This window comes from Fredinandcohnia onubensis, assembly GCF_002734215.1.
Classification (GTDB): Bacteria; Bacillota; Bacilli; order Bacillales; family Bacillaceae_L; genus Ferdinandcohnia; species Ferdinandcohnia onubensis.
In genome coordinates, this window is sequence record NZ_NSEB01000011.1 from 403,102 (window position 1) to 427,621 (window position 24,520).

The 24,520-nt window shown below is 38.4% G+C and carries 22 protein-coding genes; 5 read left to right on the forward strand and 17 right to left on the reverse strand.

Annotated elements, in window-relative coordinates; translation table 11 throughout:
* Positions 1 to 93: 93 nt before the first annotated feature.
* The 4 genes from CKK03_RS14410 to CKK03_RS14425 form a co-directional block, all read right to left on the reverse strand.
* Positions 94 to 1,077 carry an ABC transporter substrate-binding protein gene (locus CKK03_RS14410; protein ID WP_099363233.1) on the reverse strand — a complete coding sequence of 328 codons (984 nt, stop codon included), beginning with the start codon at positions 1,075 to 1,077 and terminating at the stop codon, positions 94 to 96.
* 162 nt (positions 1,078 to 1,239) lie between these two features.
* Complete coding sequence (locus CKK03_RS14415) at positions 1,240 to 2,238, reverse strand: Gfo/Idh/MocA family protein (protein ID WP_099363234.1); 999 nt, start codon at positions 2,236 to 2,238, stop codon at positions 1,240 to 1,242.
* Between the two features lie 281 nt (positions 2,239 to 2,519).
* Positions 2,520 to 3,527, reverse strand: coding sequence for a Gfo/Idh/MocA family protein (locus CKK03_RS14420; protein ID WP_099363235.1), 1,008 nt, complete (start codon positions 3,525 to 3,527; stop codon positions 2,520 to 2,522).
* A gap of 47 nt (positions 3,528 to 3,574) precedes the next feature.
* The gene (locus CKK03_RS14425) at positions 3,575 to 4,564 is read right to left on the reverse strand and encodes a LacI family DNA-binding transcriptional regulator (protein ID WP_099363236.1); all 990 of its coding nucleotides are present in this window, start codon (positions 4,562 to 4,564) and stop codon (positions 3,575 to 3,577) included.
* 194 nt (positions 4,565 to 4,758) lie between these two features.
* Here CKK03_RS14425 and CKK03_RS14430 point away from each other — a divergent pair, with 194 nt between their 5' ends.
* Positions 4,759 to 5,727 (forward strand): sugar phosphate isomerase/epimerase family protein, encoded by a 969-nt coding sequence (locus CKK03_RS14430; RefSeq protein ID WP_099363237.1) that lies wholly within the window; start codon positions 4,759 to 4,761, stop codon positions 5,725 to 5,727.
* A gap of 84 nt (positions 5,728 to 5,811) precedes the next feature.
* Here CKK03_RS14430 and CKK03_RS14435 read toward each other — a convergent pair whose 3' ends face one another.
* Positions 5,812 to 6,336, reverse strand: coding sequence for a CBO0543 family protein (locus CKK03_RS14435; RefSeq protein ID WP_099363238.1), 525 nt, complete (start codon positions 6,334 to 6,336; stop codon positions 5,812 to 5,814).
* 117 nt (positions 6,337 to 6,453) lie between these two features.
* On the reverse strand, positions 6,454 to 7,620 hold the full coding sequence (locus CKK03_RS14440) for an LL-diaminopimelate aminotransferase (protein ID WP_099363239.1): 1,167 nt from the start codon (positions 7,618 to 7,620) through the stop codon (positions 6,454 to 6,456).
* A gap of 133 nt (positions 7,621 to 7,753) precedes the next feature.
* Between CKK03_RS14440 and CKK03_RS14445 the strand changes: the two genes are divergently transcribed.
* Complete coding sequence (locus tag CKK03_RS14445; RefSeq protein ID WP_099363240.1) at positions 7,754 to 8,980, forward strand: MFS transporter; 1,227 nt, start codon at positions 7,754 to 7,756, stop codon at positions 8,978 to 8,980.
* Positions 8,981 to 9,088: 108 nt separating this feature from the next.
* Here the strand turns inward: CKK03_RS14445 and CKK03_RS14450 are convergent, their stop codons facing one another.
* The 3 genes from CKK03_RS14450 to CKK03_RS14460 form a co-directional block, all read right to left on the reverse strand.
* Positions 9,089 to 9,913, reverse strand: a complete 825-nt coding sequence (locus tag CKK03_RS14450) for a M15 family metallopeptidase (protein WP_099363241.1) — start codon at positions 9,911 to 9,913, stop codon at positions 9,089 to 9,091.
* 911 nt (positions 9,914 to 10,824) lie between these two features.
* Entirely contained in the window at positions 10,825 to 11,511 is a 687-nt protein-coding gene (locus CKK03_RS14455; RefSeq protein ID WP_099363242.1) for an OmpA family protein, read from the reverse strand.
* The gene (locus CKK03_RS14460) at positions 11,504 to 13,330 is read right to left on the reverse strand and encodes a MotA/TolQ/ExbB proton channel family protein (protein ID WP_099363243.1); all 1,827 of its coding nucleotides are present in this window, start codon (positions 13,328 to 13,330) and stop codon (positions 11,504 to 11,506) included. The genes CKK03_RS14455 and CKK03_RS14460 overlap by 8 nt, the downstream gene beginning before the upstream one ends.
* Before the next feature lie 390 nt (positions 13,331 to 13,720).
* Here CKK03_RS14460 and CKK03_RS14465 point away from each other — a divergent pair, with 390 nt between their 5' ends.
* Together CKK03_RS14465 and CKK03_RS14470 are read left to right on the forward strand one after the other, a co-directional pair.
* A complete protein-coding gene (locus tag CKK03_RS14465; RefSeq protein ID WP_245864123.1) occupies positions 13,721 to 14,560 on the forward strand; it encodes a serine O-acetyltransferase in 840 nt (279 codons plus the stop codon).
* 103 nt (positions 14,561 to 14,663) lie between these two features.
* Positions 14,664 to 15,284 (forward strand): DUF3298 and DUF4163 domain-containing protein, encoded by a 621-nt coding sequence (locus CKK03_RS14470; protein WP_099363245.1) that lies wholly within the window; start codon positions 14,664 to 14,666, stop codon positions 15,282 to 15,284.
* A gap of 71 nt (positions 15,285 to 15,355) precedes the next feature.
* Here CKK03_RS14470 and asnA read toward each other — a convergent pair whose 3' ends face one another.
* The 8 genes from asnA to CKK03_RS14510 form a co-directional block, all read right to left on the reverse strand.
* Positions 15,356 to 16,357 carry an aspartate--ammonia ligase gene (gene asnA / locus CKK03_RS14475; RefSeq protein ID WP_245864136.1) on the reverse strand — a complete coding sequence of 334 codons (1,002 nt, stop codon included), beginning with the start codon at positions 16,355 to 16,357 and terminating at the stop codon, positions 15,356 to 15,358.
* Between the two features lie 205 nt (positions 16,358 to 16,562).
* On the reverse strand, positions 16,563 to 17,102 hold the full coding sequence (locus CKK03_RS14480; protein ID WP_099363247.1) for a VUT family protein: 540 nt from the start codon (positions 17,100 to 17,102) through the stop codon (positions 16,563 to 16,565).
* A gap of 47 nt (positions 17,103 to 17,149) precedes the next feature.
* Entirely contained in the window at positions 17,150 to 17,824 is a 675-nt protein-coding gene (queC, locus tag CKK03_RS14485) for a 7-cyano-7-deazaguanine synthase QueC (protein WP_099363248.1), read from the reverse strand.
* A 277-nt stretch (positions 17,825 to 18,101) separates the two neighbouring features.
* Positions 18,102 to 19,193 (reverse strand): Gfo/Idh/MocA family protein, encoded by a 1,092-nt coding sequence (locus CKK03_RS14490; RefSeq protein ID WP_099363249.1) that lies wholly within the window; start codon positions 19,191 to 19,193, stop codon positions 18,102 to 18,104.
* A gap of 36 nt (positions 19,194 to 19,229) precedes the next feature.
* The gene (locus CKK03_RS14495; RefSeq protein ID WP_099363250.1) at positions 19,230 to 19,958 is read right to left on the reverse strand and encodes a ThuA domain-containing protein; all 729 of its coding nucleotides are present in this window, start codon (positions 19,956 to 19,958) and stop codon (positions 19,230 to 19,232) included.
* A 17-nt stretch (positions 19,959 to 19,975) separates the two neighbouring features.
* The gene (locus CKK03_RS14500; protein ID WP_099363251.1) at positions 19,976 to 21,133 is read right to left on the reverse strand and encodes a Gfo/Idh/MocA family protein; all 1,158 of its coding nucleotides are present in this window, start codon (positions 21,131 to 21,133) and stop codon (positions 19,976 to 19,978) included.
* 264 nt (positions 21,134 to 21,397) lie between these two features.
* The gene (gene nhaC / locus CKK03_RS14505; protein WP_099363252.1) at positions 21,398 to 22,822 is read right to left on the reverse strand and encodes a Na+/H+ antiporter NhaC; all 1,425 of its coding nucleotides are present in this window, start codon (positions 22,820 to 22,822) and stop codon (positions 21,398 to 21,400) included.
* Between the two features lie 449 nt (positions 22,823 to 23,271).
* A complete protein-coding gene (locus tag CKK03_RS14510; protein WP_099363288.1) occupies positions 23,272 to 23,715 on the reverse strand; it encodes an Lrp/AsnC family transcriptional regulator in 444 nt (147 codons plus the stop codon).
* A 119-nt stretch (positions 23,716 to 23,834) separates the two neighbouring features.
* Here CKK03_RS14510 and CKK03_RS14515 point away from each other — a divergent pair, with 119 nt between their 5' ends.
* Positions 23,835 to 24,386, forward strand: coding sequence for a cysteine hydrolase family protein (locus CKK03_RS14515; RefSeq protein ID WP_099363253.1), 552 nt, complete (start codon positions 23,835 to 23,837; stop codon positions 24,384 to 24,386).
* Positions 24,387 to 24,520 lie beyond the last annotated feature (134 nt).

A 24,520-nucleotide genomic window follows, 5' to 3' on the forward strand; every position in this document is an offset into this window, starting at 1 on the left:
CACTTCCAAACCTTTAAAGTCACTACAAAGCTCACAAAAAAGGTAAAAGAGAGAGGCTATAGCAGTGTTGCCATAGCCCTCGAGCTCTATTTCTTAGTAAGGTGAACCCTCATCGAGGAAATCTTTATAATTATCTCTGTCTACAATCGTTGTAGGAATAATGGTTTCCATTTCAGCCTCTTCACCTTTTAATACCTTAAGTGCAACATCAACAGCATCCTTTACCATGGCCGGGCTATATAGAGCAGACTGAATCCAGATATCTTCGTTTTCAGGCATCAGATTAAAATACTCCTGCATACCACCGCCGCCGGTTACTACTTTAATATCTGTTCTTCCAGCCTCTTTAATTGCTTGTAAAACACCAATGGAAGTTTCATCATCCAAGGAATAGACCGCATCAATTTTATCTAAGCTTGTTAAAATATCCGCAAAATCTTTTAATCCATCTTCTCTTGTAAACTGAGTTGCATACGTGTGAAGCTCAATATCCGGAGCGATTTCTTCAATGGTTTCAACAAATCCCTTCTTACGCAATTCAGAAACAGAGCCTGAGGAAGGTACCTCTAGAATAACGACATTTCCTTCTTTACCGATCTTTTCAACAACGTAATTTGCACCTTGAACACCCATGTCCTCGTTGTCTCCCGCTACTCGATAAACACCTTCTGCATCAATGACAATGTCAAAGTTTACAACTTTGATTCCTTCATCTAATGCACGTTGAATAGGTACTTCCATACCCTCCCATTGTGGAAATGCTACGATAGCTTCTGCCCCCCACGTCATTAAATCATCTAATTGTGAAGTCATTTCAGCTGCATTGCTACTTGTTTGAATCTGGTACTCAATCTCACCAGAAAGTTCCTTTGCTCGGGCTTCCGCATGATATGCAACTGCTGCAACCCATCCATGTGTAACAGCTGGTGCCAAAATACCAATCTTATGCTTATCACCTGAATCTTTTCCCGAATCCCCACTTGGTTTGTCGCCTGTTTGTTCTGAATTACTACACGCACTCAGTACAGGAATTAATAGTAAAACTAGCAGCGATACTAAACGTAATACTTTTTTCATAAAAAATAACCCCCTCGTTTTTAACTAGTTATTTATTTCATTAATAAATTGAAACCTTCGTAACCACAAAGTTTTTACTAGTAAATAGAAGCGCTTTCTTTTCTAGGAGTTAATCAAGTTGTGGGTTTTTGTGAGGATCTCTGTTGTATGTAAAGTGGTAAACTACATATATATTTGTTTTCCTGATTCTAACGATTCTTCTATACTTTTAAGTAGTTTTAATGTGTAGAGTACGTCATTTAAAGGAACTATAGTATTTTCTTGATTCTTGTCTATGCAATTTAAAAAATAAGATAATTCATTTTGAAAGGCATCGCTCTTTTCAAAGGTAACTGCTGACTTTCCCTCGCGATTGTAGTAAAAGAGTTGTTTAGTGCCCTTATCGATATGTTCAATATTCTCACCAGCTATCAAATTAAAATCTAGAGTCCCTTGAGCCGCTTGTGCTCGTAATGACATTGTAAAAGGATAGCCCGTCGTCATACGCTGAGAAGCTTCAACGAATGCTTTACTCTTATTCTTAAAGATAAGCGTAGTCATGACGTGGTCCCAAGCACCATATTTGTTTTTGTTTCCAACCGCATATACGGATTCAACCTCGCCTACTAAATAATGGACGAAATCAATATCATGTAAGTGTAGATCAAATAGGGCTCCACCGCTTTTATCGGGATGCAAAAACCAATCACTCCATTTAGGAATCTGCCCCAATCTCTTTGCATGAACAATCTCAATATCATTCAGTTTGTCAGTTTCACTTAGCATTTTAATTGTCTTATACTCCGGCCAAAAGCGGAGAACATGACCGACAAAGAGTTTGACACCATTTTTATTAACTTCATGAATAATTCGATCTGCTGATTCTAGTGTAAGTGTTAATGGTTTTTCACAGATAATATGTTTGCCTGCCCTAGCTGCCTTGATAATATAGTCTTCATGTAGGAAGGTTGGTAAACATATATCAATGACGTCTATTTCCTTATTACGTAATAAATATTCGTAATCTGTGACAAAAGACCCATTATAGGTGTGAAGAAGTTCAAAATCTTCTATTTTATTTCGTGTACATATTGCCGTTACCTGACAATTTTCGATATGATCGTAAGCTTCTAAATGTGTCTTACCGATGAATCCCAAACCAACTAGCCCAATATGTTTCATCGTTTCCCCCTCTTAACCTAGTAATCTGGAAAGATATTCGAAGGATTTTTTCACTGAAACGTCAATTTCCATTGACTTAAGATGTAATTGATTACAAATCATATTAAGAACACATCGTACAAGCTTTACGCTACTGAATACTTAATAAGGAATGCTTAACATGTAATCCGTTACATTTATAGTATAAGATAAACAATATTCAGTCAATTAATTTTAGGTAATAATTCTCATTTTTTCCAGAGAGGTAAAACTAGCTTGGTGTTACAGTTTTTACGTATCATCTATGAACCAAGTATCTTTTCAACAACTCTAAGAGAAGCAACTGCTTGCTCACCAGTAACTGGAGGCTCTACATCATTTATGATTGAATCGATAAAAGCATCAATAACACCTGTATTCGTTTGGTTATCATTCGTCTGAATGGACTCTAGATCATACCTCTTAATTGTGCCATCCCTTTTTTCAATGATTAGTGGCGCATTAGGATCATGATAAATTTTTAAAATCCCCAATTGGCAGTAGATAATCGTTGAATTATCTTCAGAACCGTAATACGTCCACGAAAACGAGGCTGTTCCCAAACGCCCTTTCTGTGTTCTTAATGCACAGACAACATTGTCACATACCTCTATCGGGTTTCCATTTTCATCCACTTTATCTAAAGCACCATAGAAAGAATGCACATTCTCAATTTCGTCATCTAATAGGTAATGAATTAAATCAATTTTATGAATTCCTAAATCACCTGCAACACCTGAATGAGAGCGATCCTTTTTAAAAAACCAAGTGGAGTTTGATTTGTTTACTCCCCAGTTCTCAGGACCTTGATGACCAAACGAGGTTTTGAAAGTTAGTACCTCACCTAGTTCCTTTTTATCTATTATTTCTTTCGCTTTCTGATGTGCTTTTGTGAAACGTTGGTTATGATCAACCATTAATTTTTTTCCGGATTTCCGCTGTGCTTCTAGGATTTCCTCCGCATACTTCACATTAATGGCTAATGGTTTTTCACATAAAACATGCTTCCCACTTAATAACGCGTTGGTAGTGTTGATATGATGGGCTTCATTAGAAGAACAATCACTAATCGCAACAATGGATGGATCGTCGAGCAGTTCTTCAACTGTTTTTACAGCTCGCCCTCCAAATTCATTAGCCAAGCTCAGGGCTCTTTCACCTTTACGGTCATAAAAAATAATTTCTTCAACAAGCGGATTTGCTTTATACTCGGGTGCGTGTCGATGTCTAGCTATGGAACCACACCCGATAATACCCACTTTTATACCCATGATTGAAAACCTCCCTCTTTCCTATTTTTTAAGGAAGGTAGGAAATCCTATCCCATTGTTGACTCACGAATAATTAATTCGTGATCGAGGACAACACTTTCTACCTTTTCTCCTTGAATGCTACTAATCAGCATGTTTACTGCAATACTCCCCATTTTATACATCGGCTGTGAAATTGTGGTTAAGGTTGGATTCGTCATGTTCGAGAAACTAATATTATCAAAACCTACTAAAGCAATGTCATTTGGAACATGTAAACCATTTCCATTAATTCCTTTTAAGGCTCCAATCGCCAGTGTGTCAGAAACGGCAAAAACAGCTGTGGGCTTTTCCGCTAATTGAAACATGACCCTCATAGCCTGAACACCATTTTGAAATTCAAGTTCTTTCGTGTGGTAAATCCACTCATCACGGATTGGAAGATTAAACTCTTTTAAAGCTCGCTCATACCCATTTCGACGTTGTCTCGCATATAAAAACTTTTCATCGGAATTGATGAGCGCTATTCTTTCATGACCTAACTTAATTAAATGCTTAACAGCCTGATAAGCTGCCAATTCATTGTCTATTGTTACATAAGGGATACTACCGCCCTCTTCATATTCACTACAAAGAATAACAGAATAATTCTCCGCTAATTCATTTAGCTTGTGCATATTGACTGTCGGGTCCATTGAAATGACACCATCAGCTAATTTATTCTTAATCATATTAAAATAGATGTTTTCTCGTTGTGGATAGGAGTCCGTTTCGCATAGAAGTATATTGTAGTTGTTGGTAATGGCTGTATTTTGAATCCCGTTGATAATTTCTGTGTAAAAGGGATTTGAGATACTTGGAAGTAATACTAATAACAGTCGACTTTCGGAGTTCCGAAGATTTCTTCCTAACATACTAGGTTCATAATTAAGATCTTTGATTGCATTTTCAACTTTTAGTCTTGTTTTCGGACTGACAGACGTAGCATTATTAAGGACCCTTGAAACCGTTGCAACGGATACACCTGCTTTTTGAGCTACTTGTTGAATATTTGCCATTTATGGTCCCCACTTTCAATCTATGATAAAGTCTTGTAATCGATTACAATTATGATTGTAGGTATTCTCAATATTTTTGTCAATATTTAAATATTAACCTATATTTTAATAATTTTATATATTCAAATTTTTATTTTCTTTGCTATAATGAGATGTAACGGATTACAAAAATAATGAATTGGGGACGATTATATATGAAGTTAGGGGTTTTTACAGTCCTATTCTCAGATAAAAGTTTAGACGATATGCTTGACCATGTCGCATCAGAAGGCATTGAAGCAGTTGAATTAGGCACGGGTGGTTATCCTGGTAATGCTCACTGTAAGATTGATGAATTACTTGATAATGAACAAAAACAAAAGGATTTTCTAGCGAAGTTTTCAACTAGAGGGCTTATCATTAGCGCCTTAAGTTGTCATAGCAACCCTCTTCATCCTCAAAAACACATCGCAAACGAAGCAGATTCTCTATTTATGAAAACGGTTAAATTAGCAAGTCAGCTTGGTGTCCCTGTTGTAAATACATTTTCTGGTTGTCCAGGTGACCATGAACATGCAAAATACCCGAACTGGCCAGTTTCTCCATGGCCAAATGAGTACCAAGAAATTTTAAAATGGCAATGGGAAGAAAAAATCATTCCATATTGGAAGGAAAAAGCTGCATTCGCAAAAGAGCATAATGTGAAAATTGGGCTTGAATTACATGGCGGATTTTCCGTTCATACACCCGCAACTCTCCTACGCTTAAGGGAAGCATGCGGTCCAGAAATCGGAGCAAACCTTGATCCAAGCCATATGTGGTGGCAAGGTATTGATCCTGTAGAATCTATAAAAATACTAGGACGTGAGAACGCAATTCATCATTTCCATGCGAAGGATACGACTATCGATCAACCAAATACAAACCGTAACGGTTTAACAGATATGACTCCTTATCATGAAATGCAGAACCGTTCCTGGTATTTCCGGACAGTCGGTTTCGGTCATGTCGCTAAGGTTTGGGCTGATATGATTAGCACCCTTCGTCTTTTTGGCTATGATTACGTCGTGAGTATTGAACATGAGGATGGATTAATGTCCATTGATGAAGGATTTAAAAAAGCCATTCAAACTCTTAATCCGGTTATGGTGAAGGAGTCAATTGGGGAGATGTGGTGGACGTAAGAATGTAAAAAAGAGAAGCTTTTAATAGCTTCTCTTAGTTCTATTCCTACACGGCTGACCCGTTTTTTTCAGTTGCATTAGATTTTATTTAAGGTATTCCAATGGAATTGGAAACCTACTTAACAGAAAAATTATCCAAATAACCGATAACCCCAAAGCCATTAGAGGTCGTTTTTGATGAAGTCTTAGCATTGGAAACATAACGAGATTAAAAAGGATCGACCATCCCATCGACCAACCATGATGATGTTTGATCAAATGGAAATAATCCAAATTGATGTATTCGATACCTACATATATGAATACCCACAATCCAATCCAAAGAAACTGTTTCCATTTCTCTTCAGGAAAGCGACCTAGATAAATAAGAGTCGTGGAAGGATATGTAACAAACATAATTAATAAAGAAATAAATGTATGATTCGATAGGATGTTTTGAGCAAAAATCGTTTCCTGATAAGTCCAAATCAAGTAATCATGGAACAAGAAATTTTTTAAAAGATCCCCCATAATAAAGAATAAAATCGTTGGGTAATATTCTCGCCATCCTCTCCAATCACCCCATTTTATTGCAGCCAAAAGGAGCATTACGTTATATATAAGGTGCATCCAATACACTCCTGAGTTAGTAATACATTTATATTACCCAATATTTTACATAAAAATGAGACGAATCCTGAATTCGATTCGCCTTGATAGCTGAGAGTCTTAAAATACTACCCTTCTCTATTTTAACAGTGAGATTCCTTTTAATCGCTGGACAGCCTTTTCTAATGTTGCTTCGTTTTGAACAAGTCCAATTCGCACATAGCCCTCGCCACTTGGACCAAAAGCATTCCCTGGAATGACGACAATTCCTGCTCTATCTATTAGATGATAAGTAAAATCAGTGGAGGTAAACCCAGCCGGTACCTTCGCCCAAATAAACATGGAGGCTTTTGGTGAATCAACTTGCCAACCTATTTCAGCAAGGCCTTTTACCAAAATATCACGTCGTTCTTTGTACGTTTGTCGAAGTTCTTCACTGAAACTTGACGTCTCACGTAACGCGGCAATCGCTGCTTTTTGGATGGGTAAAAAAACACCATAATCGAGATTTGATTTAAGTCGGTTTACAGCTGCAATGATTTCCTGGTTTCCGACTATATATCCAATCCGACAGCCCGCCATATTAAAGCTTTTTGAAAGCGAGTTAAATTCAACTCCAACTTCTTTTGCACCTTCTACTGATAAGAAGCTAATCGGCTTCTCTTCATAATATAGCTCCGAATAGGCAAAATCATGGAGGACAATAATCTGATGTTTTTTCGCGAACTCGATAACCTTCTTAAAAAAGGATTCTGTAGCCAGTGCTGGTACAGGGTTGCCCGGAAAGTTTAAGATCATCAATTTCGCCTTTTGGCAAACATCGTCAGGAATCGCATCCAAGTCAGGTAAAAATCCATTCTCTTCTTTAAGTGGCATTCCATAAGGTGTTGCACCTGAAAGTGCAATACCAGCTGCATATGCCGTGTAGCCAGGGTCTGGCACAAGAGCTACATCACCCGGGTTAGCAAAAACCATCGGAAAGTGGACAAGTCCATCTTGAGAACCCATAACCATTAAGACCCCATTTTCCTTATGTACCGAAACATCAAATCTGTTTGAATAGTATACTGAAATGGCTTCATATAACTCATCGGTTCCCGTTAAAGAATATCCATATAATGAAGGATCTTGTACATGACTAGTCAACGCATCGATGACATACGGAGGCGGCGGCAAATCTGGGCTGCCCACACTTAAGTCAATCATCTCATGCCCCTCACGCAGTTTCTGTTTCTTATAGTTTGCTAGTTCGTTAAAAATCGATTCCCCAAATTCATTCATCTTCTGTGATAGTGTGATATCCAATGCTGTCACCTCTTTTGTTTGATTATGTTTATTATAACAAGATTTATACGATTGACTACGTATGTTAAGATTTAACTTTATAAAGCTGTTATAATCCATTTAAAGCACTAATTTAAAGAGAGAAGGATTTTAATTGCAACAACAACAGAACACCTCAGATAAATTATGGACAAAAAACTATTTCCTCGCGTTTATTTATGCGATGTCTACTCAAATTTCCAACAATATGCTAATGACGGGACTGCCATTATACGCAATCTACCTAGGCGGCGATAATTCGATTTCAGGTATGCTTTTTGGTTTCTTCATGTTTGTAGCGATCCTTTTTAGACCTTACTTTGGTAAATTAATAGATGAAAAGAGCCGTAGAATCGTCCTCATAACTGGTGCTGTGATCGCAGCATTTATTACTCTTTCGTATGTTGTAGCCTTTTCGATTAGTCTACTGCTTATTTTGAGAAGTTTACATGGTATAGGGTTCAGTGCTACTACCAATGCTTCCGGTACTGTAGTTTCGGATATTGTACCAAAAAGGCGATTAGCAGAAGGCATTGGGTATTTTGGGTTAGCAAATACACTATCTACTGCAATCGGGCCTGCACTTAGTATCTTTTTAATTCAACAGTATAATTATCAGGTTCTATTCATCGTTGCCGGTTTGATCGGATTGATTTCGATCATTTGTAGCCTGTTTATGACGTACGAAAAAAAGAATCCACATCTAGTGATAAAATCAACAAAAAAGAATCGAAAAATCTCCGAATTGCTTTTTGAAAAAACAGCACTGCCAACCGGTTTAGTAACCGCTTTTGTTTATGTTGGAATGGGCGCATCGTTAACTTTCATTCCAACCTTTGCCCTTTCCTTAGGGATTAAAGACATTGGTTTATATTTTACGGTGTATTCCTTTTCACTATTATTAACGAGAATTGTGGGAGGTAAATTGGCAGATAAACATGGAAGCTCCATCGTGGTAATCCCTGGTTTAGTGATTATGACGATATCATTTGTAGTCTTAGCCTACGCCACTTCACTCGGGGACTTTATTCTAACAGGCGTCCTCTATGGATTAGGGTTGGGATTTGTTGAACCAGCTTTAAATGCTGTCATGATCAGGCTATGTCCACCCGATCGAAGAGGCGCAGGGAATTCGACGTTTTTTACGGCAAAAGATCTTGGTAGCGGACTTGGAGCAATTTGCTTAGGTTTCATCTCCCTAAATGCAGGGTTCAAAGCCGTGTTCTTATACAGTGCAATATGTATTATCCTCGCGTTCTTCGCATTTGTATTGATATTGCGAAGACAAATTAATAGTGCGAGAAAATCTGAAAAATCAAATTTACAGGCCAGTGTAAGCTAGTATCTAAATGTCAGGCACCCTTCTAGTATGGGTTCCTGACATTTTTATTAACTTGCTATTTAAGTCTATGCACCAAAGAAAAAAGAGCCCAAAATGAGCTCTTTCAATCTAATATTCTACAACTCCAAGATATTCTTCTAATGTGATTTCATGTTCTGTGATATATTTTGCATGTTCGACACCGACGTAGCGAATATGCCATGGCTCGTACATATAACCAGTGATGTCTTCATTTCCTAAAGTATAACGGACGATAAAACCAAATTCCGCTGCGTGCTCCGCCACCCATTTGCCTTCAACCGTTTCACCAAATTCCTGGACAAGCTGGTTGTCTACACTATCGCTCGTCACGTCCATCGCAAGACCTGTTTGATGTTCACTTTGCCCAGGCTTTGCACTGAAGGTAGTAGCTTCGGATTCACCATATCCACGTACATAAGATTCATAGATGACTTGTTGTGTAGCATACGAACGATAGCCAGATTGTGCATGTAGAGTGATTCCGTCGGCACTCGCCTGTGCAAATAATTTTTCCAACGCCTCGGCCGCTTCTTTTACCATATGTTTACGTTCTGAAACAGAAGTTGAAAAAGCAACATTTGGCACAACAAGGTTTTGCGGCACATAAGTTGCATCCAACACTCCTACTTCTTTGTTGACTAGGAGTAAAAATGGATCATTTGGATCTATGACTGGTTTTACATCCTCTGGATTCACTACTTCTGTCTGTTCACCAGCTGTTTGGGTTTCAGGTGCCTCTACTTTTTCCGGCAATACTTCCCCATCGTTTTCTTTACTAAGCGCAATTTTCCCAATCACGACTTCTTTAATAGAAGCGTAGCTTTCTTGTAAAATATCAGAAAATGCTTCCCTCGTAAAAAATATCGAGGACGCCACTAGTACCAGTACCAATCCGATGATGACTTTCTTCACTATTATTCCTCTTCCCTACATCTATCTCTGTTTTTTTCTCTACCTACCATTCTACTATATTTTACAAGAATCGACACAGGGAATTAGTTGTAAGTTTCCACCATGAGGAAAGCCCTAGGAGAATCCTAGGACTAGCTTCCGATTTTTGGGGTCGCGGGTGGGTCGCGGGGACAGGTCCCTTGTCCCAACTTTAAATTGCGTATGCTTTTAAATAGATTTGCTGTACGAAGTCATTCGTAATATCCAAATAAAGGGAGAAATAATTTGAAAAGGTACAAAATATGCAAAAAACACCCATTTACGCATTGTTTTTTAAGGAATAAAGCGATAAAGCATACGTAAAAAAGAATTGCGTATGCTTTTAGATAGATTAGTAGTATTATTCATTCGCAAAATCCAAATAAAGGGAGAAATGATCTAAAAAGAGACAATAATTGTAAAAAACCTCCATTTTCGTATCATTTTTAAGGAATAAAGCGATAAAAGCATACGCAAATAAGAATTGCGTATGCTTTTAGATAGATTGGTAGTATATTTTCATTCACAAAATCCAAATAAAGGGAAAAGTGAACTGAAAAGAGATATTAATTGTAAAATTTATACATTTTCGTATGTTTTTTAAGGAAAAAAGCGATAAAAGCAAACGTAAACAAGAATTGCGTATGCTTTTAGATAGATTGGTAGTAAAATTTCATTCACAAAACCCAAATAAAGGGAAAAATGGTTTCGATAACGACTAAATTCCATAAAACTATTCTAATTGAGCCTCACTCTGTTTCCACCTGAGCATGTACAACAAGCGCAGCCAAGACAGAATATCTGGGACAGGACCTGTCCCTGTTTCCCACAAAAAATGGACCAGAAACCGGGAATCAATCCAAAAAAAGACACGGCCAAAGGCCGCGTCCCTTCTAGTTCCCCAATAATTCTCTTGTCTTCTCCAGGATTTCCTGGTCTTTGAGGCGGAATTTAAATTCGACTCTTCGGGAGGCTTGGCCGTTGTAGTTTCCATCAGAGTCTGAGCGCCCATCGGTAAAGGACCTCCCATTTACGGTTAGTTTTGTTTTGAGATGCCCCTGGATGTTTTTATACGGAAATTCACTACTTAGTATATATTCTGCGACACTATACGCCCGCTGCTGGGAAAGTTCTAGATTATACAAATAGGTGCCATCCTTGTCCGCATGCCCCTCTATAATAATTTCTGAAATATACTCCTCATATCCATTTTCTAGGAGCACATCCAAGTAAGCTGGAACGAATTCGTCCAAAAATGTAAAAGCTTCACGCTTCAGCACAGCGGAGTCATACTCAAACAGGATATCCGTATTGAAAATCAAGGCTCCTGTTTTCTCATCAATTTCGATGCTAGAGTCGCTGAATTTTTGATTGAGATCTTCAATGAGCCCCACCCTGACACCCATGATTTGATCGATCGTTTTTTTCATTTCTTGAATTTGAAACGATTTAATCACCATCATGATGATAAAAATGAGAATAAAACATAGCAAAACCGATGTTAGTAAATCGGTGAAAGACGGCCAAAACGAACTCTCCTCTTGCTCCCGGTGAAAAAGCCTTTGGTATTTACTAATCATTGGTTCCAATCCTTACCCGGCTGTTTTCTTGAACTGTACTCTGGGCAATCGACTGGAGCTGTCGATTCAATTGTTGAAATTCCTGACCGATATCTCCTAATGTCTGCTGCAATTGGCGAGCATTTCTCTGGCCGACATCCCCTGTAATTTCACCAATTTGTTTAAACTCTTTTTTCACAGCCTCATTCATTTCCAGCATGTACTCATTCATATTTCGACTGAATTTATCAAGTTTTTCTCCGAGTGTTCCCTCGAGGTTTGTTACATATTTCGAAAGTGTATCGCGTAAAGCATTCACGCTTGTGTCAATATGGTTTTCTTTATATTGGAAGGAATCCCCTATTTGTGCAATGGTCCGGTTGATTTCATTTAATAGCTTCATATACTTCATGCCAACCTGCTCATTTGAACGCGAGGCTTCACTCAGGTAACTTTCAATCGCCTGTGCATTTGTCAAGTGAACCTGCAAGTGCGAATTAAATTCGTGGGTAAACTGTGTCAATTCATCAAAACGATAGGTTAACAGATTTTTATATTCGCTTTGCGCTTTGTTAATCGAATCAAGCGCATGAGGCAAACGGCCAATTGAGTTGCCCAGTGCCTTAAAATCATTACGAACATCACGTAAGGAAGAAATAATATCGGTTAACTTTGAACTTACATCCGTTCCAAACACACGCTCAAACTGTAGATTATTTTCCTTCATTAATTTGATCGAGTGCTCACTTTGTTCATTCATTTTATCAAACGCACCATAAATGGATTCCTGCCTCTGGGCAATGGAAGAGAAATACTCTCTAATATCGACCACTGACTGCTGAAAATGATTCATCGTTTCCTTTTGATCCGTTGTTAATTCCGCTACCTTTTTATAGGTTTCTGTAAAAGCACTTCTCATTTTCTCATTGCGCTGGTCCATGTTCTGAAAGTAAATAAACAATTGATCAAAGTTTTGGTTCAACTTTTTCACACCTTGATCAAAACCTTCCGTTAATTCCTCCACACCATGAAAAATAGCCGAAAACTGTTTTAGATTTTCCGTAAGTCCTTCATTGAATTTCGCCAAATCTTTTGCAGATTGTTGCAAACCAACCGTATACTCTTGGAACCCTTTAAACGAATTCACAATACTTTGAAGGGATTCTTGATTTGAGTTTCGTAATTCAATGATCGAGGAATGAATGGTTTCTGAAACAGCAATAAGTCGTCCCATTCCATCCTGTTCATTTCCTTCTAAAATGGACTCCGTCTTGAGCATAATATCGGTCAACATAAATTCCGTATTCGCAACCCGAGTAACGATCGTCATAATCAACGAGAGTCCCATCCCAGCAATACTTGTGTAAAATGCAACATCAATTCCTGCAAGGACGGTTGCGACATTCTCCACCAGCATGTCACCAGTTGTATCTATGCTACCAAGTGACATCGCAAGACCAATAAACGTCCCGAGTACACCAATCAAGATAAAAATCGAAACCGTCATCTGAACAATTTTAATCAGGTTTACAACAGGCACATTAAACACACGCCATCCTGAAATTTTATTTTGGACAAATGTTTCCACCTTCACCGATTCCTTTTGTTTCATTTGTTCAAAATCCGCCTGAATTCGATTCAGTGGTTCCATCTCTAATGAATTCGTGTCACGGATAAAATTACGAATTCTCCTTAGTTTGCTGTACAACGTAAAATGAACCAAGATTGCTACCACAAAACCTACAAAAAGCGCCATAAAAATCAATTCAATCAATGGACTAGTCAAGACTGCCTCTGCCTGCTGCTCACTCACAAACACCTTCAAGATTGCTTCAACCATTCATTCTCCTCCTTCATTGCACGTCCATTTTTCACCCTCAAATCAAATGCGCCTTAGCGTATTTGCGCCCGATTTTTTTCGACCTTGGTCGAAAAATTACCGTTGAAAAATCGTGGCATCCGCCGGAGGCTTTAACTATATTCAGTTGGGATAGAATCCCACGCAAATTATTTATCATTACCTCCGCTGTCCCACAACTTACTGAAGTGAAGGAATTCTGCTGAATATAGTTATAGCTATTCGAAAAATGGACAAATCATGCATTTGAATGAAAAAAGTGATATGATATAGCGACAATGAGAGCGATACCATTTTAATAAGCTATTAGCTTTGCAATAATTCGAATTTTACGTTACTTTATAATTAATGCTATAAATGGGGATGATACAGATGGAACAAAATGACTTATTAACGATCTATACAAACTTGCATAAAGAAATCGGAAATACAAAAAAACACTTGTGTTCTCGTTTAAATCATAGTTTAAAGCAGATTCCTACTTTTATAGACACGATTAGGGAAGTACTGTTACCAGAATACTATTGTACAAGTAAAGAACGTAATATTGAGTACGAATTAAAGAATCTGGCAAAACTTCAACACCTTTTAGAGGAAATCTTATCCCATAAAAGCGACGAGCAAGTCGTAAAGCAAGACACATTGAGCTTTCTTGAATTGTTACCGTCGTTACGATTAATCATCATGAAGGATGTTGACGCTGCATTTCGAAAAGATCCCGCTGCCAAAAGCTATGAAGAAATTGCGCTAACCTATCCAGGTGTTTTTTCAATCATTGTTCATCGAATTTCTCATGAACTTCATAAAATGGGCTATACGTTAGTATCTCGCGGCATTTCTGAATATGCACATGGCAAAACAGGAATCGACATTCACCCTGGTGCTACGATTGGTCATAGCTTTTTTATGGACCATGGAACTGGCATTGTTGTCGGGGAAACCACTTTGATTGGTAACGATGTAACACTCTACCAAGGTGTGACACTTGGTGCCTTTTCATTTGACCGCGATAAAAATGGCGAAATTATCAAAGGTGGAAAAAGGAGACATCCGGTCATCGAAGATAATGTGACCATTTATGCGGGTGCTACGATTCTTGGTGGTGAAACCGTGATTGGACGAGATTCCATTGTTGGTGGAAACGTTTGGCTGACAAAAAGCATCCCAGCTGGAAGTAAGGTTGTTACAGTCATTCAAAATAAAATGCTATAGATTATTTTTTAAAAAGGAAATTGTTCGTCAAAGGCAATTTTCTTTTTTTATTCTCACACTCTTTTTCTTCCAGAATACGATAAGGAAAAAAGGACTGTGATAGATGCCTATTTCGTTTCCAGTAAGTATAAGAACACAAGCGTTCAGATTCGGGCCTCAAAAAAGAGTCCATTACCCTCAGGTCGAAAGAATGCAGAATCAACAACTCCAGCAAGTAATCAATCAATCGATTGTCCAGCAGACCCAAGGACTCATTTCATTACAGGTTGGAAATATGCCCTCGACTGTGGTAGAAATGCTCGGATATTACGAAATTAAAAACAACCAGCGGCAGGTTCTTAGTCTGACTCAATCAAATTACACCTATCATGACAGGGCCGCCCATGGTATGACTTATATCCGGTCATTAACATTTGATCTTAAACGTGGTAGACGGTGTGACCTCAAGGACCTTTTTAAGCCAGATAGTGACTATATTAATAGATTATCAAACCTCGTTTCCGAACAAATCAAAGAGCGTAACATTGATCTACTATCTGAATTCACGACGATAAGCCCAAATCAGGAATTTTATATCGCTGACAAAACACTAGTCCTCTATTTTCAACTGTATGACCTGACTCCATATGTATTTGGCTTCCCGATGTTTCCAATTTCCGTCTATGACATTCAAGATATCATTGATGAAGATGGACCCCTTGGGAGAATGGCGACAAATGATTGATCAATTAGAAAAAAGCTTAAATGGCGAATAATCATATTCCACCATTTAAGCTTTTGACCATTTATTGAATGCTACAAAAGCATGATATTCTGTTCTTTGCATTCTTTTCTGATTTTTTCATTCCATACGGAAGCCTGAACTTCGCCTATATGGGCCTTTTTTAGCAGGAACATACATAATCGTGACTGCCCAATTCCTCCCCCAATTGTATAAGGGAGCTTCTTTTCGAGGATTGCTTTATGATAAGGTAATCCTTTCCGGTCTTCATGAAAAGATGACCTTAACTGTTTGAGGAGGGCTTTTTCATCAACTCGTACCCCCATTGAAGAAATTTCAATCGCGGTTTGTAATAATGGACTCCAGAAGAGCATATCCGCATTCAAGGTCCAATCATCATAATCTGGAGAGCGCCCGTCATGTCCCTCACCTGAACGCAGCACCCCACCAATTTGCATAATGAAAACAGCACCATGTTTTTTGGCTATGATAAATTCTCGTTCCTTTGTTGTGTTGTATGGGTACATATCCTCTAGCTCTTGGGAAGTAATAAAGAAAATGTCATTAGGTAAAATCGGGGTTAGTTGCGAATGTAAACCATACATGTGGAGTTCGGTCGTCTTGATTGCCTGATAAATTTTTCTAACTTCCTTCTTCAGTGTTGCCAGATTGCGTTCTTCTTTTGAAATGACCTTCTCCCAATCCCATTGATCCACAAATATCGAATGGAGATTATCCAGCTTTTCATCCCTTCTAATCGCATGCATATTCGTATATAAACCCGTTCCTTTTACAAACCCATATCTGCTTAAAGCCACTCTTTTCCATTTTGCAAGAGACTGAACCACTTCAATGTTTTTATTTTTAATATCAGCAGCATCAAATGAGAGGACACGCTCGTATCCATTTAAATCATCATTGATTCCCTCGCCATTCTGAACCAGCAAGGGGGCTGATACCTTTAATAAACGCATTGACTTAGAAAACTTATTCTCAAAATAATGCTTTAGTTCATTAATCGCTGCTTGTGTATGAAGGATATCCAACACAGGTTTGTATTCACCTTGTAAAGATATAGAAGTAATTGTCCATTCACCTCCGTGAAAGTATGCAGGAGTCCAACTCCATTTCTTAGACTTATTACCCTATGTGCTAACGCCCTAAAGTGTTACAGCAATACTTTAAAATGTATGGGTTAGGTGCGGAAAAAATGTGTTAGAAAAAACAAAAAAACTTGGATAGAGAATAATCCAAGCTTTTTTTGATCAATTTATAGTTTTATTATTGTGACACGACTTCCTTATCCATTGATGGGTTAATTTGATGAAGGATAAACGCACCAATTCCCTGAATGATTGTTTTCACTAGAACTTGACCAATAATAGCCGCAGGAACAGCTTCCCATGGCAACATGTTAGCACCAAGTGGACTTAAACCAATGATCACAAAGACTGCTGAATCGAGTAATCCACCCACTAAGCCACTGTAAAAGACTCTCCAACTCATTGGCAACTTGAGTCGTGTATAAATTTCTGTATCAGTTGTTTCTGCAAGTAAAAATGAAATCGCAGATGCAAATACAATCAATAACGTATCACCTAATAAAAACGATACAAGCGCTGATAATAGTAAGGCAGTACAGATAAAGACATACGTCAATTTTCTCCCATATCGATTTTGAACAAAGTCTCTAAAAATAAACGTTGCTCCGATAAGAAGTGTCCCCATCGGTACGATGAAAACACCTAGTGTCATAGGTTGCAAAGCTGCTGTTATGACATTCGCTAGAATAATAGATAAAAGATATAAAATGACTCTCATGATAATCCTCCTAAGTTACATTCTTGTTGTTTTACATAAATTGTGTATTATTTGAATTCCTCAACTCTCTCACGTGATTCAAGGTAAAGAGTTAATCCATTTTTTCTTAATTTACAGGCAGGGCACTCCCCACAGCCATCTCCGATGATACCCTCATAACAAGTTAATGTCTTTTCACGAACAAAATCCAGGACACCCAAATCATCAGAAAGCTTCCATGTTTGTGCCTTATCCAACCACATTAACGGAGTATGGATGACAAACTGTTGATCCATTGATAAATTAATCGTTACATTTAGAGATTTGATAAAAGAATCTCTACAATCCGGATACCCACTAAAATCAGTTTCAGAAACACCTGTAATGATGTGTTTCGCCCCTACTTGGCTTGCTAAAACAGCAGCAAATGATAAAAAGAGAAGATTACGGCCAGGTACAAATGTCGATGGTAATTCGCCATCTTCGCCTTCCTTTATCTCCATATCATTTCGAGTTAACGCATTCGGAGCAAGTTGATTTAAAAGCTGCATATCCAAAATATATTGGGTAACATTTACCTCGCTCGCAATCGCCTTTGCGCACTCAATCTCCTGCTTATGTCGTTGGTTGTAATTAAAAGTAACAACCTCAACTTCTTTAAAAGTTTCTAAGGCCCAAAATAAACATGTGGTACTGTCTTGCCCACCACTGAATACCACAATCGCCTTTTCATCTTTTAACATATAAAAACTCCTTCCGACAAAAGAAAAAACAGTACCCCAAGAGAAGTACTGCTTCATCTTAGTTTTTTTAAAGAGGGGTGCTAGAACCTCTACCGCTAAAAAACGGATTTTTGTATTCAACTAAAAATTATAGTATCACAAAAGTCAATACAGTGGTATAAAAACTTTGGATCGCCGCTTTTTCCACCAATTTCCTCCACCCCTGGGTCACAGGGACAGGTCCCTTGTCCCACCTTATCCTCCCTGCCCTACTGGTAATAATTATTTTAGTAGTTTATCAGCGTTGTGACATCACATTTAACATCGCAGGCTTCTTACACGTACTCTCCATCAAATAATGTCGTCCACTATCCGAGGAATCATGAAATCCATGCATGGCTTCTAGAACGTGATATGCTAGCTCACCATTTGCACAGAAAGATTCATTATGTAGAATCGCGTTTGCCATATCAGCTACTCCAACGCCTCGGTTATTAGTAGGATTATCAAAAATAAGTGGAACCTCTACAAATTCCTTTTCATCTTTTCTTCTGATTTTGACTGGTCCACCGAATGTGTTTGGATTTGGGACCAATAAAGTTCCCTTACTTCCATATACCTCAATCGGTGGCAAAGATGTTCCACCAAATGCATCAAAGCTTGTCGTAATCGTCGCAATTGCACCAGTAGCAAAATCAACGGTTCCCGCAATATGAGTAGGGGTTACAACATTAATTTTTGTCCCCTTTTTCGGTTCACTTGAAATTGTTCGCTCCGGATAACTGATTCTTGTTGTACCCGCTATCCTCTTCATTGGACCTAATAATGCCACCAACGCTGTTAAATAATAGGGTCCCATGTCAAACATCGGTCCTCCACCGTGATCATAATAAAAGGCAGGGTCTGGATGCCAATGTTCATGGCCTCGGTTGATCATAAAAGCTGATGCTCCAATCGGAACACCAATTTCACCTTTTTCAATCAGATGAATGGCAGTTTGAATACCCGCACCTAAAAAAGTATCCGGAGCACCACCAACGAGCAAATTAGAATTTCTCGCTACTTCTAAAATTTGTTTCCCTTCTTCGCGAGACACGGTTAGCGGCTTTTCCGTATACACATGCTTGCCAGCTTCCAATGCCTGAAGACTAACTGTTGCGTGCGCACGAGGAATTGTTAAATTAACCACCAACTGAATCTCATCGTCTGCCAATATCTCCTCAACTGAATATGCGTTAGGCACTCCAAATTTTTCGGCTTGCTGCTTCGCACGAGCTACATCTAAATCGGCACATGCTACAAGTTCAAGATGTTCATATTTTTGAAGGTTTTCCATATAGATCGAACTAATTGTTCCACAGCCAATGATGCCAAGTTTCACTTTGCTCATATTCTTCCCCCTTTTTTTAAATACGTGACTTCCTTTTTACTGACTATCTCCCATGCCCGAATACACGCGAACATCTCCAGAACCTGCTACTCGATTAGCCTGTTGCTTTCCTTCCGCCGCCCATAAAAATCCACGACGCATAATGAGAGACACTTCCGGCATTTCAATAATATCGGCATGGTGACCTAAGGAACTATAAAAAACTCTTCCCTGTCCCCACCGTTTTGTCCATACAACGGGCATGTCGACTGCTTTATTAGTCGCATGTGGACCATCTACGACCGGGAATCTTGTTGTGGCCAACACTTCGACAGCTGGATCGAAGTGAAGATAATATTGTTCACTCACGACTTTAAAGTCAGACAAGCCCTCAAGCAATGGACTTGAACTATGTTTGATATTCACCGTATACTCAACACCATCATTACCGGGATGGGCTACCCAATTTCCACCCGTCATAAACTGCCAATCGACATTTTTTCGAAATGAATCACACATTCCTCCATGACAGCCAGCGATTCCAACTCCACTTGCTACAGCTTGTGAAATATTATGAACATATTTCTTCTCAATTTCCCCCATTGTCCAATGAGGAACCAGTAAGTCTAGTGATTGTAGTTTTTCAGCATCTGCATAAGAATCTAGTGAATGTGAGACCTCAACATGAAAGTTTTCTTCTTCGAGCATGTTTTTAAAAAGTTGGGCAACCTGTTCAGGCTCATGACCATCCCAGCCACCCCAAACGATTAATGCCTTTTTTTGCATAGATGAACGCTCCTTTATCATTCAGATATTGTAATCCATTGACGTTTTTCAATCGACTGTTCCACAGCTTCTAAAACTGCTTGGCATTTCACACCATCTTCAAAGTTAGGCATAGGCTGACGATCTTCTTGAATGGCATCCATAAATTCTACGATTTCATGAATAAATGTATGCTCATATCCAATCGTGTGCCCTGCTGGCCAGTAGCGATCAATGTAGTCATGAGTCGGCTCTGTTGCTAAGACACGACGGAATCCTTGTGCGTCCTCTCTGTCATCCGTAAAATAAACCTGAAGCTCATTCAATCTTTCAAAATCGAAAATGACGCTCCCTTTACTACCGTTAATTTCGAACGAATTTGTACTCCGATGCCCCGTTGCAAAACGAGTTGCCTCAAAGCTACCTAATGCACCATTCGCAAATCGTGCCATAAATAATGTAGCATCGTCTACTGTTACTGGCCCCTTTTCACCTTGATTACTCCCTGTTGCCGATAGCCCTGTCATGTCTGTTGGCAGCGGTCTTTCTTTAATAAATGTCTCACTCATTCCAATAACCTCAGTGATATCACCGATTAAGTAATGGGCCAAATCAATGAGATGAGCACCTAAGTCCCCATGTGAACCAGAACCAGCAATCTCTTTTTGAAGTCTCCATGCAAGTGGGAAATCCGGATCCACCAACCAATCTTGAAGAAACCAAGCACGGAAATGATAGATATCCCCCAATGCTCCTTCGTCAATCAGCTTCTTCGCAAGTCTAACAGCCGGAGTAAAACGGTAGTTAAAGCCAATCATATGCTTCACACCCGCTTCTTTTACCGCCTCCAACATTTCCTTAGAATCCTGCAGTGTAAGCGTTAACGGCTTTTCGCAAAAAACATGTTTCCCCGCTTTGGCAGCCGCAATCGCAATCTCTTTATGTACATCACTTGGTGCATTAATATCAATCAAATCAATGTCATCACGTTCAACAAGCGCGCGCCAATCATTCGTAAACTCTTCCCAACCAAACTGTGTCGCTGCCTCAGCAACTGCTTCTTGATTTCTGCCACATATCACTTTCATTTCAGGACGAAGCCGTTCTGGAAAGAATAGTGGCAAATCACGATAAGCATGTGAATGTGCTTTTCCCATAAACTTGTAACCAATCATACCGATATTTACTTGATTCATAGTATCCTCCCTTTTCAGATTTGTAGTGGTTCTTCCTCCATTTAAACACATCGTCACCATTACAAATACAATCATTTGCTAAGGAATTGGCTATTTTTTAAGCGAAAAATGAAAAAAGCTACTCGGATTGAGTAGCTTGGTAATGAACATGGAAAAGGCTTTACCGCTATTTATGCGCAATTATTCTGGATATAACGCAATTCTGCTAATTAGGACGCAATTCACCTTGGATATAACGCAATCCCGTGCAACAATTGGATGCATTTAAGCTTCGGCTGTTTTTTTATAATCGTTTACGACTTGTAATTTCTCTTTTTCTGTATATGTGAAGCCTGTTATACCATAAATCAACGTGAACAGCGGCGTGATCATTGCCATGAAACAGAATGGGATATAGACTAATGGCGAAACTCCTAAAGCTGCCGCGGTGAATAGACCACTTGCCGTCCAAGGTGGAAGTGAACAACTTTGTGTTGAACAATCTTCAATGATTCTTGACAAATTTTCTGGACGCAAATTAAATTTATCGTATAACGGTTTCATTAATGTACCGGTCATCACAGCGGAAAAAGAAAATGACCCACCAATACCTAATGTAAAATAGGCCGTAATAATGGTTGCGAAAACTAACATACCCCTACTTTTTATTCGGCTTGTAAGAGATACAACAATCGTTTCAAGCACCCCAGATTTTTGTAACAATCCACCAATTCCGAGTGCGAATAAGAAGAGAGCAACTAATGGAAGCATACTTGTCAGTCCTCCACGTTGTAGGAGGGTATTAATAGTCTCTATCCCTGACTCCACATGATAGCCATTATAAAACACATTTACGATTTCACTAATCGTTGACCCTTGATAGATAATAGCAACAACTGCACCTGAAAGGGCACCTATGAAAATCGATGTGATCGCCGGTTGTTTTGCAATGAGGAGGACAAAAAGGATAACCACCGGTATGAACGGAATGATTCCCAAATTGAAATGCTCAGCTAAATAGCCTGTAAGAGTATTGACATCTGTTGAGCTAACAGACTCTGTTCCATATCTCATACCCAAGATTGTAAAAATGATTGCTGTAACAAGATAAGCAGGAACTGTCGTCCATAACATATGTTTAATATGAGTCATTAAATCCGCACCAACAACAGCTGGTGATAAATTGGTGCTATCCGATAATGGCGACATTTTATCTCCAAAATAAGCACCACTTATAATCGCACCTGCTGTTACTCCTGCAGGTATCCCTAGACTTTGACTCACACCCATCATGGCGATTCCAGCTGTCCCAAGAGTAGCCCAAGATGACCCAGTCGCTAAAGAAACGATGGAACAGAAGATAAGAGTTGATACGAGGAAGAACTGTGGAGAAATTGCTTGAATCCCATAATAAATTAACGCGGGAACAGTTCCAGATGCAATCCACGAACCAATTAATATTCCAACAGTTAATAGAATCATGGATGGCTGCAAGGCCTTAAGCATCGATGAAAAGATACTTTCTTCTACATTTTTATAGGAATACCCTAACCTCGTGACAAAAGGAATAATCGTTAACAAAGTGATGAACATCATTATCTGAATAGAAGCACCAAAAACAAGCATCCCTGTTGCGATAATTACAATGATCAACGATAAAATAAGTAAAGAATAGGCTAATGATGGTTTTCTTACAATTTTTTTATCCATCCAAACACTCCTAAATTAGTATTAGTTGTTTAATAAAGGAGTACTCCATTTGAGTTTATGAAACTAACAATATATGTTGGGGGTCGACCCTTACGTTTCATTATGCATATGTAAAGTATAGCAGTTTTTCATTTTGTTATAAAATTCTGTAAATTAAAGTATAGAAACACCTCCATGGATATAAAGTTGTTTTATAAAGGATAGCTCATGCATACTTACATTTCGACTGAAAATGCTCCATATAACTCCCAAATACTAAAGATATCATGCAGGTGGGTCGCGGGAAAGGTTCCTTGTCCCACCTCACTTTGTCTATCCCCCAGTCGATCTGGGAGCTACAACTCTCTGGTCTATTATCCAAGAAATGTACCAATGGGAGAACATAACGAGAAAATTAAAGGTGCAAAAAGGATATAACCCCTCAGTATTTGAGGAATTATACCCTTTTTTTATCTTGTCGCTATTAACGGATTCTGTTGTTTAATCTCTTTTATGGATAAATGTATACTATAATTCCCATATTCGAGTAGTTCATTAAGAAGAAGATTTAACTGATCTTGGGATTTAACTTTTATTTTTAAATGGTAACAACCTTCTCCTGATACCCGGTGAGCTTCAACTACCTCATTTCGATCATGAACAAAATGTATAAACGAATCATGATTTGCTGTTTTCATATAAATAATAACAAACGCTGTATAAGTAAGGCCTAATTTCATTTCATCTATTATTAGAGAAAAGGCTTTAATTACACCACTATCCTCTAGTTTTTTAATACGATTGCCTACTGCCTGCCCTGTCATATGGATTTGTTCACCGAGGTCTTTCCATTGAATACGCGAATTTTCGGATAGTAACCGAATGATCTGAAAATCAATGTTATCAAGTTCCATCATAAATTCCTTTCACCATGAAATGATTTAATACAAAAGTGTTTCATCAAAGTATCGATAGGAATCACAAAATTATTTATGATTATATTGTAACAAATATTATGAATGAGGTGGATAAAATGAGCACAGCTTTAATCATTGTTGATATCCAGAACGACTATTTTCCAAATGGAAAGATGGAGTTAAGCAATCCTGATATAGCATCCGCTAATGCTGCTAAAATTCTTGATTGGTTTAGACATAATAACAAAGATAATATTTTTCATGTCCAGCATGTCGCAAGTGATCCAGCAATAGGCTTCTTTCTCCCTGACACGGAGGGTGTTAAAATACACGAAACTGTTCAACCATTAGAACATGAAGATATTATTGTGAAGAATTTCCCTAACAGCTTTTTAAAAACGGATTTAGAAAGCAAGTTAAGAGAAAAGGCTGTAAACAAGGTAGTGGTTGTAGGTATGATGACACATATGTGTATTGATGCAACAGTTCGTGCGGCAGTTGATTTAGGTTTTGAAACTACACTAATAGAAGATGCATGTGCAACATTAGACTTAGCTTACCAAGGTAAGGTCGTACCAGCTGAACAGGTGCATACTGCGTTTATCAGCGCAATTAACGGTATGTATGCCAATGTAATTTCGACCAAGGATTTCTTACAACAAAACTAACATAATCTTGAAGGACATATCAAAACTAGTTAAATGGGAGTTTGTTTAAAACAAGCTCCCTTCTTTGTATGTAAGACTTTTATCTTGAAGATTTCAGCAAACTTCCATCTCATAATATCAAACTAGTAACAAAA

Excerpts from the sequence above, each read along its gene's own strand:
- CKK03_RS14465 (WP_245864123.1), top strand. The coding sequence starts at position 13,721 with ATGGAACAAAATGACTTATTAACGATCTATACAAACTTGCATAAAGAA.
- CKK03_RS14515 (WP_099363253.1), top strand. The coding sequence starts at position 23,835 with ATGAGCACAGCTTTAATCATTGTTGATATCCAGAACGACTATTTTCCA.
- CKK03_RS14455 (WP_099363242.1), bottom strand. The coding sequence starts at position 11,511 with ATGATTAGTAAATACCAAAGGCTTTTTCACCGGGAGCAAGAGGAGAGT.
- CKK03_RS14415 (WP_099363234.1), bottom strand. The coding sequence starts at position 2,238 with ATGAAACATATTGGGCTAGTTGGTTTGGGATTCATCGGTAAGACACAT.
- CKK03_RS14510 (WP_099363288.1), bottom strand. The coding sequence starts at position 23,715 with ATGGAACTTGATAACATTGATTTTCAGATCATTCGGTTACTATCCGAA.
- CKK03_RS14420 (WP_099363235.1), bottom strand. The coding sequence starts at position 3,527 with ATGGGTATAAAAGTGGGTATTATCGGGTGTGGTTCCATAGCTAGACAT.
- CKK03_RS14435 (WP_099363238.1), bottom strand. The coding sequence starts at position 6,336 with ATGCACCTTATATATAACGTAATGCTCCTTTTGGCTGCAATAAAATGG.
- CKK03_RS14460 (WP_099363243.1), bottom strand. The coding sequence starts at position 13,330 with ATGGTTGAAGCAATCTTGAAGGTGTTTGTGAGTGAGCAGCAGGCAGAG.
- CKK03_RS14495 (WP_099363250.1), bottom strand. The coding sequence starts at position 19,958 with ATGCAAAAAAAGGCATTAATCGTTTGGGGTGGCTGGGATGGTCATGAG.
- queC (WP_099363248.1), bottom strand. The coding sequence starts at position 17,824 with ATGTTAAAAGATGAAAAGGCGATTGTGGTATTCAGTGGTGGGCAAGAC.
- CKK03_RS14430 (WP_099363237.1), top strand. The coding sequence starts at position 4,759 with ATGAAGTTAGGGGTTTTTACAGTCCTATTCTCAGATAAAAGTTTAGAC.
- CKK03_RS14480 (WP_099363247.1), bottom strand. The coding sequence starts at position 17,102 with ATGAGAGTCATTTTATATCTTTTATCTATTATTCTAGCGAATGTCATA.
- CKK03_RS14410 (WP_099363233.1), bottom strand. The coding sequence starts at position 1,077 with ATGAAAAAAGTATTACGTTTAGTATCGCTGCTAGTTTTACTATTAATT.
- CKK03_RS14425 (WP_099363236.1), bottom strand. The coding sequence starts at position 4,564 with ATGGCAAATATTCAACAAGTAGCTCAAAAAGCAGGTGTATCCGTTGCA.
- CKK03_RS14470 (WP_099363245.1), top strand. The coding sequence starts at position 14,664 with ATGCCTATTTCGTTTCCAGTAAGTATAAGAACACAAGCGTTCAGATTC.
- CKK03_RS14500 (WP_099363251.1), bottom strand. The coding sequence starts at position 21,133 with ATGAATCAAGTAAATATCGGTATGATTGGTTACAAGTTTATGGGAAAA.
- nhaC (WP_099363252.1), bottom strand. The coding sequence starts at position 22,822 with ATGGATAAAAAAATTGTAAGAAAACCATCATTAGCCTATTCTTTACTT.
- CKK03_RS14490 (WP_099363249.1), bottom strand. The coding sequence starts at position 19,193 with ATGAGCAAAGTGAAACTTGGCATCATTGGCTGTGGAACAATTAGTTCG.